Genomic DNA, 19,564 nt, shown 5'->3' on the forward strand with positions numbered 1-19,564 from the left:
ATGAGGAGAGTGAGCACATGGCTAAAATTACACGGATAGAATGCATACGTACAAGGCACGACGGAAGCTGGACCATTGTGAAGATTTCGACGGATCAGGATGGTCTTTACGGATTAGGTTCTGCTTCCGATCTTTATAATCCTGAAGCGGTGGTACAGGTCATCGAACAACTGCTGGCACCATTACTCATAGGGAGGGATGCATCCCAGATTGAAGATTTGTGGCATCTCATGCATATGAGCGGATATTGGAGAAATGGGGCAATACTTCATACGGCCATTGGTGGAATTGACATGGCCCTGTGGGATATCAAGGGCAAGGAAGCGAATCTGCCGGTATATCAATTGTTAGGAGGGGCCTGCCGTTCGGCAGTTCCCTGTTACGGCCATGCCGGAGGTGCTGATATCAGCGAGTTGAAAGAAGACGTTTCTCGTTTTATGGAAGAAGGATACACGGTCATTCGAGTGCAAATGGGAGGCTACGGTGGCGGGGGATTTGTCAGCGGCGAGGACGCAAATTTGCCGCGCGAGCCCTGGAGCAGCGGTCCTGTATTCGATGAACATGCGTATCTGCATGCCATCCCTGACATGTTCGAGAAGTTGCGTCTGGAATTTGGTAATGGGATTCAGTTTACTCATGATGTGCATGAGCATCTATCTCCCATTCATGCCATTCAGCTGTCGAAGCGGCTGGAGCCTTATCATCTATTCTTTCTGGAAGATGCACTTGCGCCGGAACAGATCGGATGGTATCGACAGCTTCGTCAACAGAGTGCTACGCCGCAGGCCGTGGGAGAATTATTTGTTAATCCTCAGGAGTGGACCGGTTTGATTCAAGAGAAGTTGATCGATTTTATCAGAGTTCGGGTATCGAAAGCAGGCGGAATCAGCGCTTGTCGCAAGATCGCTGCGCTGGGCGAAGCCTACGGAGTACGAACAGCCTGGCAGGAGGGTGGGGAGAATGATCCTGTTAACCAGGCAGCTGCTGTCCATCTGGATATGGCCCTGTGGAACTTTGGTATCCAGGAAATCAATCATTTTAAACCTCATGAGTTGCAGGCATTCCCGGGACATATCGTCAGAGAGGGCGGATATCTGTATCCTTCCAATAAACCGGGACTGGGCATTGAACTGGATGAAGTGAAGGCCAAATCATTACGAAGTGACTCATGGGATCCCAACAAATATCATCGGCCGTATCCTCTGGACCGCAAAGCGGATGGGACATTAGTGCGACCCTAACGAAGTGACAAGAACAGACAGGAGAGATATAGGAATGAAGACGATTGCAGTTACAGGCGGAGGCGGAAAGCTGGGTTCACAGGTCATTGAGAAGCTGCAATTACAAGGTCATGATGTCGTATCGCTGGATAAACACCTGTCTGACCGGGTGCGTTGCAGACAGATTATTGTCGATCTGAACGATTATGGTCAAGTCGTGGGAGCGCTTGCCGGAGTGGATGCGATTATCCATCTGGCAGCGATTCCTGCCCCGCTTCACTACCCACACTCCTACATTTTCGCTAATAATACACTTTCCGGATACCATGTGCTGGAAGCAGCCTCTTTGCTCGGTATAAAAAAGGTAGTCATGGGCTCCAGTGAATCATCCTACGGATTTGCCTGGGCCAACAAACCCTTCGCTCCCGATTATTTCCCGGTGGATGAACAGCATCCGCAACAGCCGCAGGAATGTTACGGCCTGTCCAAGATCGTTAATGAGGTCACTGCCGAGATGTTTCATCGGAGAAGCGGGATGCAGGTGATTTCCCTCCGTTTTTCAATGATTGTTGGACCAGGAGAGTACAGACATCTGGCTATTGCGAAAGCGGAAACGTTCAAGCACATATTGTGGAGCTACATTGATATCAGGGATGCCGTGGATGCTTGTTTGGCTGCTCTGCACGCTGATTATGATGGGGCTGTTCACGTTAATGTTACTGCTAATGATACGTTAAGTGATCGCCAAACGACAGAATTGCTCGCCACCTTCTATCCCGATGTCAAAGATCTACGAATACCTTTCTCTAATCGAGAAGCCATTGTTAGTAATGGAATGGTGAAAAGCGTTCTATCCTGGGGTGGTCCGATGCATTCGTGGGCGGATGAAGAACAGGAGCAGCTTACGCGCAACTAATATGAATAGGGGGATACTATGCTAATACGTAAGAAACGGGATAGACGTCTAAACCTCAGGAGAGTTTTCCTGAGGTTTTTTCTTGTAAATATGAACGAGTGAGTTCTAAAAAAGATAAGCCCTTTTTTCCAACAAAATGCCAAATGAATGACAACGAAATGTTATTTCTATTTGTAACGGCTTACTTTATGCTAGATTTCAACACCCGATGAAGAGACAGGATTAAGTCTGTACATACGGTTATGAGGGTTAGCCGTTGTGCAGAAGAAAACAAGTTCTTCGGATGTAAGACAGAAGCGTACGTAGAGAACCTTGATGTATTTGTAAGCGATAACAAAAAACAGACTAGGAGGAAATCATGTGAGGAAGAGTCGTCGATTCATGTTCATGATGATGGTTATTTTATTAATGGTTTCGTCGGTGCCACTCCCTGCCACAGCCTATCAAAATCCGCAAACGTTACCGGATGAATGGGGACAATATGGACTCGGGGACCCCTATGTATTGAAATTTAATGGATACTATTACCTGTATGTAAGCACAAGAGATACGGACGACGGTGTCAAAGTCTGGAGCTCCAAAGACCTGGTGAATTGGTCGTACCGTGGATTAGCTGCAACAGATCCCATTACGCACGGAGCTTATGCTCCTGAAGTCGTTTACTGGAATGGCATGTTCTACATGTATACATCACCTGCCGGAAAAGGTCATTACGTGCTGAGCAGCACAAGTCCTACCGGACCCTTCAATGTAGTAACGGGCAACCTTGGAAAGTCGATTGACGGTAATGTGTTCGTTGACGATGATGGTTCGTTCAGCTTCTATCATGCCGCACAGGGACGTATAGACGCAGCACCAATGAGCAGTCCGACTGAGATCGGAGCGAGTGCGTCAACAGGAGTGGGGATGGGAGGCTGGACGGAGGGTTCAACCGTCTTCAAACGAAATGGAAAATACTATATGACTTATACAGGTAACCATGTATTTAGCAAAGGATATCGGGTCGATGTGGCTGTTAGCACCACAGGTCCGAGGTCCGGATATGTTACTGATAGCACAAACCCGGTATTAATTCGTACGGAGGGCCCAACCATGGGGTTGGGACACAACACTGTAGTAACAGGACCTAATCTGGACACTCACTATATGATGTATCACAATTTGGAAGGTAACGGAATTATTGGACCGCTGCGGCATCTGAACATGGACCGAATTGTATGGAATAACGACAAGATGATTGTGCAAGGTCCGACATCAACGGATCAACCCAATCCAGAAATGCCTGTGTTCTATGACTACTTCGATCGTTCTGCAATCGGAAGCAAGTGGTCCAACGTGAACGGTGGTAATTGGGGCATCTACAATCAGGAACTCATGTGGCAAAATTCAATGGGCAGCTCAACTTGGTATAAACAAGTGACCGCTTCGAGCAGCGCGTCGGATTATACAGCTGAATTTAACATGAAGGAAATGAACCGGGGAACGTCCACCAATCCGAGATACGGCGCTACATTCTCCTATACGAATGAGAACAATTACGGTGTTGCGCTGATCAGTTCGAAAAACAAAAGACTTGAGACATTTTTCCGAATTAACGGTGTAGATCAGGCTTGGCAAACATTCGATCTGCCTGCCGACTTCAATTATTCGAAATGGCATAACATACGGATAGAAAAATCGGGATCAACGTTTAAATACTACGTAGATGGTATGTTCAAAGCAATGCGTACCGCCAATATAGGAGCAGGCAAAATTGGTGTTCTGACAGAGGATACGCATGCGGACTTCGGCTATACTGCTTTTAACAACGATGTAAACGGAAGCAGTGCATGGAATGCCTCCAAGCCAATTCCAGGTACAATCGAGGCCGTTCATTATATGAAAGGAGGCGAAGGTGTCGCTTATCACGATACAACGGCTGGGAACCTGGGCGGGGCTTATCGGACTGATGCCGGGGATATTCGCCTGAATAACGAAGGACTGTTCAACTTGGGCTGGAATCAGACCGGAGAATGGTACAAATACAAAGTAAACGTGGAGTCAAGTGGGTATTACAATATTGATTTTCGCATGGCTACTTCTTTGGACGGGGCTCAGATTCGAGTGTGGGATGGTTCGACTGACTTAACGGGTATCGTCAATGTACCTAATACGGGCGGATGGGATAATTGGAAAAGTATTTCCAAGAAAAAGGTCTATTTAAACGCTGGACAACGGGAATTAAAGGTTGAATTCGTAACAGGCGAAGCTGATTTCTCAAGAATGACGTTTCATAAGAATGCTGATGTGACAAGTGTAAGTGATAATTTTAACGACGGCGACGACAATGGATGGACACGGTTTGAAGGAACCTGGGCTGTAGAGAATGGTGAATACAGTGCAGGGAGCACCGGACCTGCCAAATCGACATTTGGGGATACAGGATGGGCGGATTATACGGTCGAGGCGGATATCAAGATGATTGACTCGGGGGGAGATGGGGGTTTACTTGTCAGAGTGTCCAATCCATCCCATGGCACAGAGCTAGGCCAGAACAATTATGATGCTCTACAAGGATATTATGCTTATCTGACCACTAGCGGAGTCAGTCTGGGCAAGATGAATTATAATTGGGCACTCCTCAAGAGCAACGCGCAGTCATATTCCACCAATACCTGGTATCATATGAAAGTTGCCGTTAATGGTACAAACATCAAAGTTTATGTGGATGATATGGTCAACCCGAAGATCGATTATACAGACAACAGCCTGAATCCGTTCACGCATGGCAAAATCGGTGTTAGAACGGCAAACAAGCATACACATTTCGATAACGTATCGGTTACTCCCTGAACCGGAAGCCAAGCGTTGAGGATGAAAATGATTGTAACGAGAACTGGAATGCATATTAAGCCGCCAATTGGCGGCTTTCTTGCTTTTACTATACAAGTTATTGCAACCCGGGAGTGCCTTCCTCTGATCTCCTTCACCACCGTCATTTCCCATTAGCCAATCCAACCCATTTCATTGATAATTGAATGATGGATTCGACAGGAGAGGGTGGTTGGTAATGAAAAGTAGTGATCTGCTGATTGGATCGCATGTATCCTTTGGAGGAAAAGAGATGCTTCTCCAGGCTAGTAAAGAAGCCGCTTCTTATGGTGCATCTACTTTTCTGATGTACACCGGCGCACCGCAGAATTCGAAACGAAAACCTATTTCGCAATATAATATAGAAGCAGGTCATTTGCACATGAAGCAGCACGGCATTTCCAATATTGTCGTGCATGCTCCATTCCTGATTAATCTCGCCAACAGTTACAAGCGAGAGGTGTTTGATTTTAGCGTACAATTCTTGCGGGATGAGATCGAACGAACGGCATCGCTTGGATCAAATCAGCTTGTTCTTCACCCCGGAGCCCACGTAAACGCTGGATTGAACATCGGTATTCGACAAATCATTCGGGGGTTAAACGAAGTATTACAAGACGATAATCACCCGGAGGTACAGATTTCGTTAGAGACGATGGCGGGAAAGGGAACAGAGTGCGGAACAAGCTTTGAAGAACTGGCAAAGATTATCGATGGCGTGCAGCGGAATGAACGGATTTCCATATGTCTGGATACTTGTCATGTTCATGATGCCGGATACGATATTGTTCATCATTTTGATGGGGTACTTGAGCAGTTTGACGAGGTAATTGGCCTTGATCGCTTGAAAGTACTGCACATCAATGATTCCAAGAATGTGCGGGGATCGAGGAAAGATCGCCATGAGAACATCGGACACGGACATATCGGACTCCAGGCTTTGGATTATATCGTACATCATCCCCAGCTCGTGTCACTTCCGAAACTGCTTGAGACGCCGTCGATTGGCAAAATAAAATATAAAAGTGCACCTTATCGACATGAAATTGCCTTGTTAAGAAGAGAGTGCTCCGAACCCGTGCAGAAGGAAGAGGATTCTTTAGAAAACAGTAAATAGAGAGTATTCTAAACATTCGCTCACTCATTCCATGTTTATTCTCACGGGACATATGTTAAAATGGATGTAGAACGTTATTTTATACTAAAAAGGAGGCCGCCATGCAGCCAATAGAGCCTCAAGACATCCAACACCGGATCAATCAACTTCTCGATCAGGACCTATATTTACACCTCGAACTCACGTCAGGTGCTTACGCCAGTCACTTCGATAGCACAAGGCATCCGGGGTCGGCATTCATTTCCAATGCGGTCATACGATATACGCAAGGATCTATCTCGGGCACAGGCCCATACCGAGTTGGTTTAAAAACCACTCACGGCTGGATATACGCTGAAGGACTTACACACATTGACGAGCTGGAACAAGAACGACTCATCCTGGCTGGTCACGATAGTCAAGGAAAGCTGGTTGTAGCTTTACAACTTAGTCGGGAATTGTTCTGATGAAAGCGGAGGATCAAATAAGCATGAATAACAAACAGATTGAACATCAGCGCATTTTAGTTGTGTTTCCCCATCCGGATGATGAAGCATTCACTGCTTCGGGAACGTTGGCGAAGTACATAGAAGGCGGTGCTCAAGTCACTTATGCTTGCCTGACTCTAGGGGAGATGGGACGTAATATGGGCATTCCTCCATTTGCCAACCGGGTCACCTTGCCAATAATCCGTAAGGATGAACTCATAGAGTCCTCCAATGCGATTGGTATTCAAGACTTAAGGATGCTCGGTTTTCATGATAAAATGATCGAGTTTGAAGACCCTGAGCTGCTAGATGGCCACATTTTGGCGCTCATCAAGGAGCTTAAACCGTCACTGGTCATTACGTTCTATCCCGGGTATAGCGTACATCCCGATCATGATGCAACCGGAGCTGCGGTTACGCGAACGATTGGCCGATTACCCGCTGAAGAGAGACCTATCGTCTACTGCTGTGCATTCTCGAACAATCACGAGGAGAGCATCGGGAAAGCGGATGTGATTGAAGACGTGAGCGGATTCCTTGCCAAGAAAATGGCGTCGATTCGAGCTCACCGTTCACAATTCCAAGCGCCGGAACTTGTCGGCAAGGGGAAATTGGACGATGAACAAATCCGAAATCGGTTTGGAAGAGAAGCATTTTGGACCTATAAGTTCGATTAATTTTACAATCTGTACAATCTAATTCACGTAAAAAGTCGCCATTATGGCGACTTTTTTTCGTTTTAAACATGTGATGTTGTTTGAGTGTTAATTGGAGTGAGGGAGATAATCTGATGAGTTCCTGCAAAGAGTGATACAATTGAAAGAACTTCGTTCTACAAACCAATGAGTCGGTTTCAACTCCCATGACAGAGAATGAGGAAACCCATGAAACGACACGGCCGCAAACAGAAAATTATGATTTGATATCAGGGGGGGAGACCAAAAATGCGAAGCAAACGAATTATTCGAATTACTGCGATACTCATTTTACTTTTGCTCATATCATGCATCGCATTTGTTTATGTGAATGACAGACCTGGCGGACTAGCCGATCGGCGCATGTCCAAAGCAATGGGAATGAGTGAAACGATGCATATTCCTATAGGGAAAACTGCTGAAGAAGCGATTCAGAAGTTTAGAAATAATGATAATTCATTACACATCATTCATCAAGAACCGGTAGACGGGGGCATAATTTTGTTTAAACAAAAATCCGGCCAAGAGAATAACAGCAATCTTCAGATGGAGTATGCTCGGAAAATAATATTCGGATGGAAGTGGGCTTGGGGTGGCGGATATTCTATTGGTGAATCATCTCAATTCACGTCTGCAATGGATTATATGAGCATACCTGAATTGAATCATATATCGACACCTTTCCCTATGCTGTTTGGACATATATTAGACCCGGCTATTCAGCGTGTAACTGTCGAGTTCGAGGGGGATGAGAAACCAGTAGTTACCGAAGCCAAGATGGTTGAGGTGGGGCCGGAAAGCATAATCTGGTTTGTATCACTACCCTCGTCCGCAACAATTCCGTATGAAATAAAGGGATTCAACGAACATGGAGAGCTCGTCACCCATAAACAAATGGATGACCCGAATGGCATGGGTTCCATGGTTGTTGGAGAGCTTTAATGAGTATTCGTACGGAATCTGCGAGTAGGGCGGGGATCGTCAAGTTTGGAAAACAATAAAAAGGGAACAACCCACTGTTGAGGGTTGTTCCCTTATACGTTGCAAGGAAATTCGAGTTTACAAAAAAATAAGCAAAAGAATTCCGACGACAAAGCAATAGTATGAAAAGTAAATCAAGTTCCCTCTTGCCATAATTCCCATGAACCATCTCATTGAAAAGTAGGTTACGATAAGGGTCGTAATGAACGCTAAAATGTAAGGGATAGCCAACTGCGCTCGGTGCGGATCGGTTACAATGTCAGAAGCACCTAATATTACCCCGCCGATGCTAATCGGAATGTAGAGCATAAAGGAAAATTTCAACGCCGTTTCTTGTTTCATCCCGACAGCAATAGATGCAATGACTGTTGCACCGGAGCGGCTTATTCCCGGAATAAGAGCCACTGCTTGAGCCAGACCCACCAGTATGGCGTCTTTCACAGACAAATCTCCATCTCTTTTGCGCCCACGAAGGTTTCGAATGAGCCATAGCGCAACCCCTGTAATCAGTAAACTAATCGCAACCGTATAGACAGAAGTGAAGATTTCCTCAATTTTATCCTTGAACAGCACAGCCCCGATCGCAGCAGGCAGGGTACCAATAATTATGTATACACAAAACATAAAATCTGCTCTGTACTCCGCATTGCGAGAAACTAGGAATCGCCAGCCTCCTACAATAAGCTTTTTGATATCTTCCCGAAAGATAAACATAATGGCAATCAGTGAGGCGGTGTTCGTCAAAATTTCAAAGGATAATCCGTTCTGCTCCATGCCAAGCAATCGTTGAACGATAATCAAATGACCGCTTGAAGAAACCGGAATAGGCTCTGTAGCCCCTTGTACGATACCTAATAACACATATTTCAACCATAAAATAAAGTCTTCCATTATATCCTCCTACTTATTATTTTCGATTGGCTTTGACATATTTCAGTTGGGCCACAATGATGACACTAATAATCACCAAAAGGAACCATGAACTGATCTTGCTAAAACTGACCAGCTGCCAGGAATCATGCTGGTCGGGGTATTTCCAGCCGTTAAAAAATGTAGCTATATTTTCAGCGGTCCAGATGAAAAAACCGACGATGATAAAAGCGAGTGTTAACGGCATTCGATAGGTAGTTAATCGTACCCGATAGATAATCCATGTTTTTCGAAAAACAATAAATACAAGAGCGGTCAACCACCAACGGAAATCGGGAATAAAATGATGTGTGAAAAAGTTGATATAGATGGCTCCCCCTAACAGAACCGAAGATGCAAATCCCGGCCAGCCTGTCATGTCCATACGCAATCTGCGCCATATTTGACACATAAAGCTTGCTACACTTGCATACATAAATCCGCTATAAAGAGGGACACCAAAGAGCTTGGTATAACCAGGCTCAGGGTATGACCAGGAACCCATCCACACCTTATACATCTCCAGTACCAATCCAATCACGTGAAATATACATATGACTTTGATTTCATCACGTGTTTCCAATCCGCTCCGGTACATAAGGTATTGGACTGTTAATAAAACAAGCAGAATGGCATCATAGCGATAAAGAAAGGGTATCTGAATTACGCTAGAAAGGGCCAACGTTCCAAAGATCGCCACAGGAAAAATGCAACTCATCGCCTGATGATAACCAAAATGCAGGAGCTGTACTAAAGGTTTCAAGTTATGCTTATCTCCTTCCCAAGCCTTGTTCATAATAATATAGATATGGTCCGATTGTAAAAAGAGAAAAAAAGATCTATATATTTTCCTATTTTCAATTCGAGCTTAATCAAATACAAATAAGGCCCCTCGTCACTGGAGGGACCTGGTTTTTGCGCTAATTCAATTATGCATTTTCAGACAACTTGTAGGCAGATTTAATCGTATGTTCGATGAGCGTCGCAATCGTTACTGGACCAACCCCGCCCGGTACAGGTGTAATTGCTGAAGAAGGAACGAAGCAAGCTTCGTAGTCCACATCTCCGACATTGCCTTTGTTATAACCTGCATCAATAACGACAGCGCCTGGTTTAATCCAGTCTCCTTTAACAAAGAGGGGTTTGCCTACGGCTGCGATAATGATATCGCCAAGCTTCACGATTTCCTCCAGATTCACGGTTTTGGAGTGGCAGGTCGTCACCGTTGCATTCCGGTTTAGCAGCATGGCTGAGACAGGTTTGCCCAGAATTGGACTTCTTCCGATGACAACTGCATGTTTGCCCTCGATCTGAATATTGTAGAAATCCAGAATACGCATAATAGCCTGTGGGGTACAGGAAGGGAATTCGGCTTCTCCAAAAGCATTAAGTGCGAAACCAAGGGTCGTTACACCATCAACGTCTTTCTCGATGCTGATGGCATCAAAAGCTGCTCTTTCATCGATGTGATTCGGTACAGGGTGCTGAAGCAAAATACCGTGTACAGAAGGGTCTTCATTGAGCTTGTTAATTTCTTGAATCAATTCATCTGTGGTGGTATCCGCAGAAAGAACGACCTTAATGGAATGCACGCCTAAGCGCGCACAAGCATTTCCTTTCATACGCACATAGGTTGCTGAGGAAGGATCATCTCCGACGAGAATGGTAGCGAGACAAGGCTGAATGCCTTTTTCCTTCAGAATAGCAACCTTCGAGGCCATGTCTTCCTTCATAAAATCCGCTACCGTTTGTCCATTTAAGATCAGTGTGTCAGTACTCATTTTCACATCGCCCCTTCAACATAAAAAAGAGGCAAGGAAATAAATATTCCTTACCTCTGCCCAGGCGTACGGCTTATTACAAAACCATATGCTCCCTCACGGTTCACCGTGTTCGCCAGTTACATATGATCGTTTAAATTGTTTAGATTGATAGTACTTGAAAAAGAAGAATTGTTCAATAGTTAATGGATTTCACTTTGATTTGTATAGGGTATCAGTTTTCCAGGTAGCCACAATCTTCGTCATATAGTTGATAACGGTTATCAGTTGTGATATATTGTTAACCAGTAAACTATTTTATATTGAATTCCTGGATTAGTTTAATCATTTAAGGTTTTTTTATTGTTTATTAGTAAATAAGGAGCGATAACTGAATGGATTCAAACGATCGAACTAAACAGTTAGTGTATGACCAATTTATTCGATTTTTACATGTATATGAGAATCACAAGGATACGGAAATTGAACATTTTCTAAGTATCGCCCAGCGGGAAAGCATCGACAAAATCCCACAGCACCTGACCGCGGTTCATATGATAGACTGCATTGGCAAGCATGAGCCTATTAACAACACAGGTATTGCCGACGCGATGAATTTGTCCAAAGCAAGCATTACCAAGATCGGCAACAAACTGCTGGAGGAAGGCTTCGTCAAACGTACGAAAATGAATGACAACAAGAAGGAGAGCTATTTCCGGTTGTCGCCGCAAGGAAAAAAGATCTTTGAACTACATGAACGTTTACATGTGCTTGAGGCTGAACGGTTCTATCGTGCTTTGGACAAATATTCGGAACCGGAGCTGAAAATCATACATCAATTTCTTCAAGACAGCAGCATGCATATGGAATCCAGATAAACTGAAGGAGAGTGGAACACTTGAGTCTGGCAGCATTGATCAGGGAACGAAGAAGTATTCGTAAATGCAATTCTGCACCGGTGGAGCAGGAGTTGGTTGTTGAATTGCTGCACAAGGCCACACGACTTCAACCATCTGTTGAAGCTGGGTCATGGCGTGTTGTTTATGCCGGAACTCCCGAAGCACGCAAACGGTTGGTGGACTGCATGCTGAAAGAGATGTCGCAGAGCAAGCTCGGCAAGTTGATTCCGGGAAAACTGCTGGATGTGTTTAAAAAGAGGTTTACCGATATTCCTGCTCACGTCATTGTTATGTCGACTGTAGGACCGGATCGTCTGACCAATGACCGCAATTATGCGGCTGCCTGCGGGATGATGCAGAGCTTCCAACTGTTGGGCTGGGAACAAGGGTTAGGAATGCTGTGGGATACAGAGTCCATGATTCAAAATGAAGGCTTTTTCAGAGGAATTGGACTGCGTGAGGATGAAAGATTTGTTGGCATTCTTCATATGGGATATTACGACAAAGCGCCAAGAAGCCGAAAAAGAACACCAGCTGAGCAGAAGTGGACTGTATTGCAGCGTCAGACTACATAGAAGGGGAGGATGTAAAAATGGAATTGACCGATCTGCTAGGAAGCATACACAGTCCAAAAGACTTTTTGGATCGACCGGTGTCGCAGGAGCTAATTCTCGAATTGCTCAATCACGCCGTCTGGGCGCCAAATGATGGACTCCGTGAGCCGTGGCGATTTATTTTTGCCGATAACCGTAATGGGAAACTCATGCAGGGATTGCAGGAGTACGCTCCAGCCTATCTTCTTGTCTTGGTGAAGGAAGAGGCGGATCATCATAAGCGGGAAGAGGACTTTGCAGCCGTCTGCTGTCTGATCCAAAATTTCCGTTTGCTTGCACATGAACAGGGCCTGGGTGTGCGCAGTACGTTGCATGACTGGATGTACGACCGGAGTCGTGCTGAAACGTTCGGCGTGCTGGGCAACGAGCGCATTGTTGCGGTTCTGGAATTGGGATATGGCACTGAACAGCCCGAAGGGAAAGCTGAGATAACTGAACCTCAGCTTCAGTTCGAACTGTTGTAGCGTGCAAGATGTAGGGAAGAGAAATCAAATGAATGAGGAACGTCAATGCCTTGATCGGGATTGTCGTTCTTTTTTTATGGGGTGTGTATCCGATTTGTAATTTACAAGTTAGCTAGAACGGATTCACACGACTAATCGAGAGATTCATCTATTTTATATAAATGATATTCTTATAATGTTTTAATTTCCTTGTTATACGAATTGAATTGTGTTCTATTCCGTAAATCAGATAAATCACCATCTAAATTCTTCAGGTTTGGAAGGAAAGCTGCGGCGGCTGAGCAAAGCAATGGGAGCAGGCCCAAAGACAAGAATAAGAAAGGCAGACCATAGAGTTCTGCAACCGCTGCACCTGCAAAAGCACCTACAGGCTGTAGTCCACCACCAATGAGAAACCGTATTGAGTTGACTCGGCCTTGCAGAGGTCCAGGGACAAGCGTGCCATGCAATGAGGAACTGAGAGAACTAAAGAAAGGTCCTGCTGCACCAGCAGCACATAAAGCAACGAGCGCAAACGGGTAACTTGGGAATACGCCCAGTAAGGCGTTAAAAAGCCCAATGGCGGCTAGGCTGCACAGCATGACTGTCCGTCGTCTTTTGATTTCGCCCATCCACGAGATGACCAAAAGTCCTATTAATGTGCCACATGCTGAAGCCGTGGTGAGTGTACCCATAGCAGCGGCATCCCGATCTAACACTTCGCGAACAAAAGGAATCATCATCGTCCAGATCGCTACAGAAGACATGTTGCTGATCGAAACCATTCCCATAATCGAAAGCATGGCCGGGAAGCTACGATAAAAGGAGAAGCCTTCATGGATATCTCTGAGATAAGCCTTAATTGAAAAGGAGGACTTGGCTGCTACTGGCTTCTGCATTGTGGGCAGATAGAGCAACGTGACAATGGCGGCGGTGTAACAAACGGCGTTAATGCCCAGCGTTGGCAATGCCCCAGCTATGGCAGTAAGTGCTCCGGCTAAGGCTGGGCCCAACAATGCAGCTGCATTACGGCAACCGTCGATCACCGCGAATGCACGCACCAGTTTGCGTTCATCTGATACTCCGGGAATAATGGCCATTGCGGTGGGCATGAATAGGGCAGAACATGCCCCGCTTAGTCCTGCGGCCAGAAAAAGGTGCCATAATTGCAAGTGGCCTACGAGTCCCAGAGTCAGAGGTAATAAGAGAGCAAGCAACCTAACAGAAGCAAGCACTGCCATGAACCGCCCACGGTGTAACCGATCGGATAACGGCGAGCCAAGCAATCGAATGACCACTTCTGGAATACTAAAACTTAGTGCCATCGCACCCATGGCCATCTTAGATGCGGTTATTTCATAAACAAGCCATTCCATAGCCAGAAGACCAAATACGTCACCAAATGAACTCAGAGTGACCGTAGCTAGTAAACCATAATAACTGCGCTTAAGCATGAGTGTTCCTCCGTGTGTGTAGGTTAAAGGGCATTATCATCATTCTTCAATATAAGCTGAGATCTGTTCCGAAAGCTTGTTGAGTGCTTCAAGACGTAAGCTGTAAGAGGTCGTTTTCTGGTTATAATGCACGATGACAAGCCCCGCTGCCCTCAATGAAATCAGGTGGTAGTGTACTGTGCTCTTAGAAAGTTTAACCTCGCTTACAATCTCAGTGAATGTTAACTGCTTTCCAGCCAACAGGCGGAGGATGTATAATCTGGTCTCATCGGACAATGCTCGTGTTAGACGCAATAACCGATGTTCAGGCCGGCCCGTTGCTGGTGGGAGAATATCGGCAGAGTAACTGGTGAAAATCACTTCATCAAAGATGGCTGAGGTGACAAAGGGACGAGCATGATATTGAGGGATTAGAATCACTTGTTTGAGGAGAGGGGTAGGGTATAGACGCATACCTTCCGTTGCTTCCTCATAGACCTCAAGATCATTGGTTCCGTTAAGACTGGACCGTCTGGTTTCAGCTTCTAAGGCAAGGCCTTCGATAATCGCCGAATCGATTTGACTGAAATAGTGGGCATCCCATTCACGTAGCGCTTCGGATGTCCGACTGCGCAGTTCCGGGAGATTGGAGGGAACGGACAACTTCACGTTAGCAGCGATGTCATATAGCTGGCCTGTGGTTAGGTCTTCAAGCCAATCCAAAAAACCACTAACTGACCGTTCTCCAGGACAACTCCAAATATAAGGTGCAAGGCTAAAATCGCCTACAAGTTTCATCGTCTCCCGCATTTGTTGCAGTTTGGTAGGTGCGAACCGATCTTGTACTTCTCTGACCCATAGTTTTCCAGCATCCAGAGCATTGTGATTCTGTTTGCTCATGAAAACCGTCAGGCTGCTTACACATTCATAAATGGGCGCGAAATCAACTTCCACTTTGTAGTTCATAGCTCGAATTTTCCCCTCGTCTTTCTTGTTCTATATTTATAGAACTACTAATTTGTTTCATTGTATACGAACAGTTAAAAGTTTGCAACAAAAATGCCCAAAGAGTTACCTATTCTCTTCAACGAAAAAAGACGTTCCACGGGTGGGCGAGCACCTGAAGAATCGTCTTTATGATTTATACTGACAGCAAAATGAGCAGTCCGATTTTAAAATAACTGATTTATACTCTCACTCTCCAAAAGTGTATATTGAAATTTTAATCTTGGATGAGTGCTGCGATCTGATCTTTCACTTTTACATTACTTAATCCCCCGTGGTAACAAATGACAGATGTAATGTCGAGATCTGCATACTTTTTCAACGAAAGCTTTGCTGCATTCATATCCGGTGTAGTCGGAGCGTGAATTCCCCTAAGCATACCGTCTACACTGTATATGGAGTCCCCAGCAATGAGCGTTTTACTTTCCTTCAAATAAAGACTGATATGACCGGGTGTGTGCCCAGGCGTGTGAATAACGCGAATCCCGCCGCAAAACGGCAGTTCTTGACCGTCTATTAAAGTATGGTTTACTGTACCCTTCGGGGGATTGTTCAGGTGACTATCTTTGATCAGAGGCAGTTCCCCTTGGATGTACGGCTTATCCAGTTCGTGTGCATATACTTTAATAGCGTTGCCACGTGTCTGCAAAATCTCCGGAAGATTCCCTATATGATCCACATCCTGATGGGTCAAAATCACCGCATTTAGTTGGTCTATCGAAGCGCCAGCCTGCTCTATTGCCACACGTAAATCCTCAAATTGACCTGGAAAACCAGTGTCTATTAGAATAGTCATTTCATGATCCTTTAAAAGAATAGGGTGGATCACATTCCCGTGATAGTCCAGATGGAGCATTTCGACTCCCTTTGAAATTTCCATAATATTCGTCCTCCGTAGAAAGAAATTGATAAGTAAAGTATCTCTTTGTAAACGAATCAAGTTCCTAAAAAGATATGGGATAGAAAAAAGGGAAGGGGAGGATATAACTTCTTAAAAAAAAGTGTTAAGATGACATTTTGAGATATAGACAGTTCCTTCAAAAATAAAATTAATGGAAAATAAAAAAAAGGAGGGGAGATCATTTAGCTTACACAGCTACAATAATTTGAGCAAAAAACTGAATTCAAAATGGTAAACTTTTATTATTGAGTAAATACACAGATGGTATAGAAATGTTGGAGGTGCAAGGTCATATTGAAGAAATTAATCTTGGCAACACTATTATTCTTAACGAGTTACGTATTATTCTCATCAAATTCAACGGAAGCTTCAACAACAATTAAAACCGCTGTACATACCTATAAAGGTCAACCGTATGTTCAAATTAGTGGTGGAAATGCAATAGTTATAAAAAAAATAAATGATACTTTAAAGGAACATACAGTAGAAGTAGCTAATGGCAATAAGGCACTCCAACAGAATAATAGTGTAGCTTGGTACAAAACGAGCGTGAAAACAATGTACAATAATAATAAAATATTATCTGTAGCTTACACAGATGGACTTAATTACAGCGATGATAATATAGGAACATATGTATCCATTATTTATAATTTTGATCTTGCAACAGGTGACCGAATTACATTATACGATGTAGTAGATTCTGATCAAAAAAAGGCCAATCTTATGTCTATTTTATCTCATAACCTTCAGCTCAAGTATAATAAGGGAATTACAATTTATGAAAAGAGTATATATGATATTCCAATAAACTCTTCCACACCATTTTATTACTACGATAATGGTATAATTGTTCGATTTTATCCCTCTCAAGTTGCAGAATTGTCAGAGGGATTCATAGATATAAAGGTTCCATTCTCACAGCTAAATGAAGAAATAAATAGATTGGAGCCTCTTAGCACTTATTTAGATTATCTCCAAAACAATGTGACTGATTATGTTGATACTGAGATCGAATATTTTAATGGATACAGTATAAGGAATAGTTATCAACTCTTAAATGGTGAAGTATGGAAGCAAGTTGAGCCGAATTTTTTTAGCCTGCAATCCTATTCGTTGTATCCGAAAGTACGCATATATAAAGATAAAACACGCTATTATATGTGGGTTGAGGGTACAGATGACGCAGTAGAAGTTGAGAGGATTATATAATTTCCAAGCATAGCATTTATTTTCTCAGCCGCCCTTCTGGGCGGCTTTTTACATATTTGTTTTCTTGTAGGTACAAGTCGATTTTTAGAAGGAAAGCAGACATAAATCTAAACTTATTAGAGATTAATCTATAGTTTATCAGGTTTTTATGTAACCGCTATCATTCTATAATTTAGTCAGAAAGGAGGTTAAAGGAAAAAAGTGTCAATTGTTAAGAGAACTTCAACCGAGAATGAGACGAAAGTAGTAGATAGGACAAATACAATCATATTGGGAGGTATAATATGTTTAAATTTGGCAAAAAAATGTTGACGGTCGTGTTGGCAGCTTCCATGAGTTTTGGGGTCTTTGCGGCAACCTCAAGTGCGACAGATTATTGGCAAAATTGGACCGATGGCGGCGGAACAGTTAATGCTGTTAATGGATCAGGCGGTAATTACAGTGTAACATGGCAAAATACAGGGAACTTTGTAGTTGGTAAAGGCTGGAATGTGGGATCTCCAAACCGGACAGTTAACTATAATGCAGGTGTCTTTGCACCATCCGGCAATGGGTATTTGACACTCTACGGGTGGACAAGAAATGCACTCATTGAATATTACGTTGTAGATAGTTGGGGAACGTATCGACCAACCGGAACTTACAAAGGTACAGTAAACAGTGATGGTGGCACGTATGATATTTATACAACGATGCGATACAACGCACCTTCTATTGATGGCACACAAACCTTTGCCCAGTACTGGAGTGTAAGGCAGTCGAAGAGAGCGACTGGGGTCAACTCTGCGATTACATTCAGCAACCATGTGAACGCCTGGAAAAGCAAAGGAATGAATCTGGGTAGCAGCTGGTCCTATCAAGTATTGGCGACAGAAGGATATCAAAGTAGCGGAAGTGCCAATGTAACGGTGTGGTAATTGATCCAAATTAAGCCATTTTAAGAAAGTGAAACAGTTTCTTATACATTAGGGATAGGCTCAATACCTTTTCCTCAGTTCTACCATTAGTCCGGATATGTTGAAGGCCGTTTCAGTCAAATAAACGGTCTTCGACGTTGCCGGATGCGAATGACAGGCATCATAGCCTATTATTTTCCCATTAGCTTAAAGGAGATTTTTCAATGAGAAAGCTATTAATGTTTTTTTTAATAGCAATAACGGTAGTAATCAGTGCTTGTTCGCAGCAGGATAAACCTAAAAAAGAAGATAATCTTGTATTCGTGGAAGGCGGGACGTTTAAGAGCAGCAAGTCATTTTACGCTGGAAAAGGTGTGACCTTTCAGAACTTTTATATCGGGAAATATGAGGTAACTCAAAAAGAGTGGGAAGATGTCATGGGGAATAACCCCTCTGGATTCAAAGGAGATCAATTACCAGTAGAAATGGTGAGTTGGTATGACGCAATAGAGTATTGCAATCAAAGAAGTATAAAAGAGGGCTTGAAGCCGTATTACAACATCGATAAGGATACGCAAGACCTGAATAATAAGAATGAGAACGATAATATAAAATGGACAGTGACCATTAATGAGGGAACTAACGGTTACCGACTGCCTACAGAAGCGGAATGGGAATATGCCGCAAGCGGAGGTCAGGAGAGCAAGAATTACACATACAGCGGCAGCAACAACGCCGATGAAGTCGCATGGTATTGGAAGAACGCCGGGGACAAAATCTTAACTGGAGACTGGAACTGGCCTGCCATAGAGAGCAACAACAACAAAACCAAATCGATTGGTACCCAAAAGCCCAACGAGCTTGGAATCTACGATATGTCTGGCAATGTAAGAGAATGGTGCTGGGACTGGTACAGCGATGCTGAGAGTCAAATCGCTTCATTTCGGGTTGTGAAGGGCGGGGGCTGGATCGGCGGTCTCAACAATAACGAGATCGCTTTTCGAGGCAAATTCGATGCAAATGGTTTTGGTCCGGATCAGGGTTTTCGTGTGGTTCGCGGAGAATAGTCTAAACGTTGTAAAGCAACCAAATATTTTAGGACGGCCTCATATGCTGCAAAGTAGGTCGTTGAACTTAAAGAGATGCCCAGGCTAATGTAGATTAGCTAGGGCATCTCTTTTTGAAATGCTTGTATTTCATTCTAATGCACAGGATCGGAAATGTGATGCATTGTTTGTCGTACAAA

At 44.1% G+C, this 19,564-nt stretch carries 19 protein-coding genes and 1 riboswitch; of the genes, 13 read left to right on the top strand and 6 right to left on the bottom strand.

What is annotated here, in order from left to right:
• Window positions 1-17: 17 nt before the first annotated feature.
• The 7 genes from MKY42_RS15520 to MKY42_RS15550 all read left to right on the top strand — a co-directional run bounded on the left by MKY42_RS15520 (window position 18) and on the right by MKY42_RS15550 (window position 8,207).
• Window positions 18-1,241, top strand: a complete 1,224-nt coding sequence (locus MKY42_RS15520; protein ID WP_339852321.1) for an enolase C-terminal domain-like protein — start codon at window positions 18-20, stop codon at window positions 1,239-1,241.
• 34 nt (window positions 1,242-1,275) lie between these two features.
• Window positions 1,276-2,136: an NAD(P)-dependent oxidoreductase gene (locus tag MKY42_RS15525; protein WP_339852323.1), complete on the top strand. Its 861-nt coding sequence runs from the start codon at window positions 1,276-1,278 to the stop codon at window positions 2,134-2,136.
• A 360-nt stretch (window positions 2,137-2,496) separates the two neighbouring features.
• A complete protein-coding gene (locus tag MKY42_RS15530; protein ID WP_339852325.1) occupies window positions 2,497-4,968 on the top strand; it encodes a family 43 glycosylhydrolase in 2,472 nt (823 codons plus the stop codon).
• Between the two features lie 217 nt (window positions 4,969-5,185).
• Window positions 5,186-6,103, top strand: coding sequence for a deoxyribonuclease IV (locus MKY42_RS15535; RefSeq protein WP_177185702.1), 918 nt, complete (start codon window positions 5,186-5,188; stop codon window positions 6,101-6,103).
• Between the two features lie 101 nt (window positions 6,104-6,204).
• Window positions 6,205-6,549, top strand: coding sequence for a YojF family protein (locus MKY42_RS15540; protein WP_024631702.1), 345 nt, complete (start codon window positions 6,205-6,207; stop codon window positions 6,547-6,549).
• A gap of 23 nt (window positions 6,550-6,572) precedes the next feature.
• Complete coding sequence (gene bshB2, locus MKY42_RS15545; protein WP_090902303.1) at window positions 6,573-7,247, top strand: bacillithiol biosynthesis deacetylase BshB2; 675 nt, start codon at window positions 6,573-6,575, stop codon at window positions 7,245-7,247.
• 267 nt (window positions 7,248-7,514) lie between these two features.
• Window positions 7,515-8,207, top strand: coding sequence for a hypothetical protein (locus MKY42_RS15550; RefSeq protein ID WP_339852328.1), 693 nt, complete (start codon window positions 7,515-7,517; stop codon window positions 8,205-8,207).
• A gap of 117 nt (window positions 8,208-8,324) precedes the next feature.
• Here MKY42_RS15550 and MKY42_RS15555 read toward each other — a convergent pair whose 3' ends face one another.
• The 3 genes from MKY42_RS15555 to MKY42_RS15565 all read right to left on the bottom strand — a co-directional run bounded on the left by MKY42_RS15555 (window position 8,325) and on the right by MKY42_RS15565 (window position 10,936).
• Window positions 8,325-9,137, bottom strand: coding sequence for an undecaprenyl-diphosphate phosphatase (locus tag MKY42_RS15555; protein WP_339852331.1), 813 nt, complete (start codon window positions 9,135-9,137; stop codon window positions 8,325-8,327).
• A gap of 16 nt (window positions 9,138-9,153) precedes the next feature.
• Complete coding sequence (locus MKY42_RS15560; RefSeq protein WP_090897803.1) at window positions 9,154-9,918, bottom strand: DUF817 domain-containing protein; 765 nt, start codon at window positions 9,916-9,918, stop codon at window positions 9,154-9,156.
• Window positions 9,919-10,084: 166 nt separating this feature from the next.
• Entirely contained in the window at window positions 10,085-10,936 is an 852-nt protein-coding gene (locus tag MKY42_RS15565) for a tetrahydrofolate dehydrogenase/cyclohydrolase catalytic domain-containing protein (RefSeq protein ID WP_090897806.1), read from the bottom strand.
• 51 nt (window positions 10,937-10,987) lie between these two features.
• Window positions 10,988-11,069: riboswitch (ZMP/ZTP riboswitch) on the bottom strand.
• Window positions 11,070-11,310: 241 nt separating this feature from the next.
• Here MKY42_RS15565 and MKY42_RS15570 point away from each other — a divergent pair.
• The 3 genes from MKY42_RS15570 to MKY42_RS15580 are packed head-to-tail and all read left to right on the top strand — an operon-like array spanning window position 11,311 to window position 12,892.
• Window positions 11,311-11,793: a MarR family transcriptional regulator gene (locus MKY42_RS15570; RefSeq protein WP_090897809.1), complete on the top strand. Its 483-nt coding sequence runs from the start codon at window positions 11,311-11,313 to the stop codon at window positions 11,791-11,793.
• 11 nt (window positions 11,794-11,804) lie between these two features.
• A complete protein-coding gene (locus MKY42_RS15575; RefSeq protein WP_339852336.1) occupies window positions 11,805-12,389 on the top strand; it encodes a nitroreductase in 585 nt (194 codons plus the stop codon).
• A gap of 17 nt (window positions 12,390-12,406) precedes the next feature.
• The gene (locus tag MKY42_RS15580; protein ID WP_339852339.1) at window positions 12,407-12,892 is read left to right on the top strand and encodes a nitroreductase family protein; all 486 of its coding nucleotides are present in this window, start codon (window positions 12,407-12,409) and stop codon (window positions 12,890-12,892) included.
• Window positions 12,893-13,062: 170 nt separating this feature from the next.
• On the opposite strand, the gene MKY42_RS15585 is transcribed toward MKY42_RS15580, so the two are convergent.
• The 3 genes from MKY42_RS15585 to MKY42_RS15595 all read right to left on the bottom strand — a co-directional run bounded on the left by MKY42_RS15585 (window position 13,063) and on the right by MKY42_RS15595 (window position 16,189).
• On the bottom strand, window positions 13,063-14,325 hold the full coding sequence (locus MKY42_RS15585) for an MFS transporter (RefSeq protein WP_339852342.1): 1,263 nt from the start codon (window positions 14,323-14,325) through the stop codon (window positions 13,063-13,065).
• A 39-nt stretch (window positions 14,326-14,364) separates the two neighbouring features.
• Window positions 14,365-15,270, bottom strand: coding sequence for a winged helix-turn-helix domain-containing protein (locus MKY42_RS15590; protein ID WP_090897820.1), 906 nt, complete (start codon window positions 15,268-15,270; stop codon window positions 14,365-14,367).
• A gap of 256 nt (window positions 15,271-15,526) precedes the next feature.
• Window positions 15,527-16,189 carry an MBL fold metallo-hydrolase gene (locus tag MKY42_RS15595; protein WP_339852346.1) on the bottom strand — a complete coding sequence of 221 codons (663 nt, stop codon included), beginning with the start codon at window positions 16,187-16,189 and terminating at the stop codon, window positions 15,527-15,529.
• Window positions 16,190-16,504: 315 nt separating this feature from the next.
• On the opposite strand from MKY42_RS15595, the gene MKY42_RS15600 reads away from it, so the two are divergent.
• From MKY42_RS15600 to MKY42_RS15610, 3 genes are all read left to right on the top strand, one after another.
• Window positions 16,505-17,422 (top strand): hypothetical protein, encoded by a 918-nt coding sequence (locus MKY42_RS15600; RefSeq protein WP_339852349.1) that lies wholly within the window; start codon window positions 16,505-16,507, stop codon window positions 17,420-17,422.
• Window positions 17,423-17,706: 284 nt separating this feature from the next.
• The gene (locus MKY42_RS15605; protein ID WP_090897828.1) at window positions 17,707-18,339 is read left to right on the top strand and encodes a glycoside hydrolase family 11 protein; all 633 of its coding nucleotides are present in this window, start codon (window positions 17,707-17,709) and stop codon (window positions 18,337-18,339) included.
• A gap of 203 nt (window positions 18,340-18,542) precedes the next feature.
• Window positions 18,543-19,385 carry an SUMF1/EgtB/PvdO family nonheme iron enzyme gene (locus MKY42_RS15610; RefSeq protein ID WP_339852352.1) on the top strand — a complete coding sequence of 281 codons (843 nt, stop codon included), beginning with the start codon at window positions 18,543-18,545 and terminating at the stop codon, window positions 19,383-19,385.
• The last annotated feature ends 179 nt before the right edge of the window (window positions 19,386-19,564 follow it).

The sequence above is a fragment of the Paenibacillus sp. FSL W7-1088 genome, from assembly GCF_037969855.1.
GTDB lineage: Bacteria > Bacillota > Bacilli > Paenibacillales > Paenibacillaceae > Paenibacillus.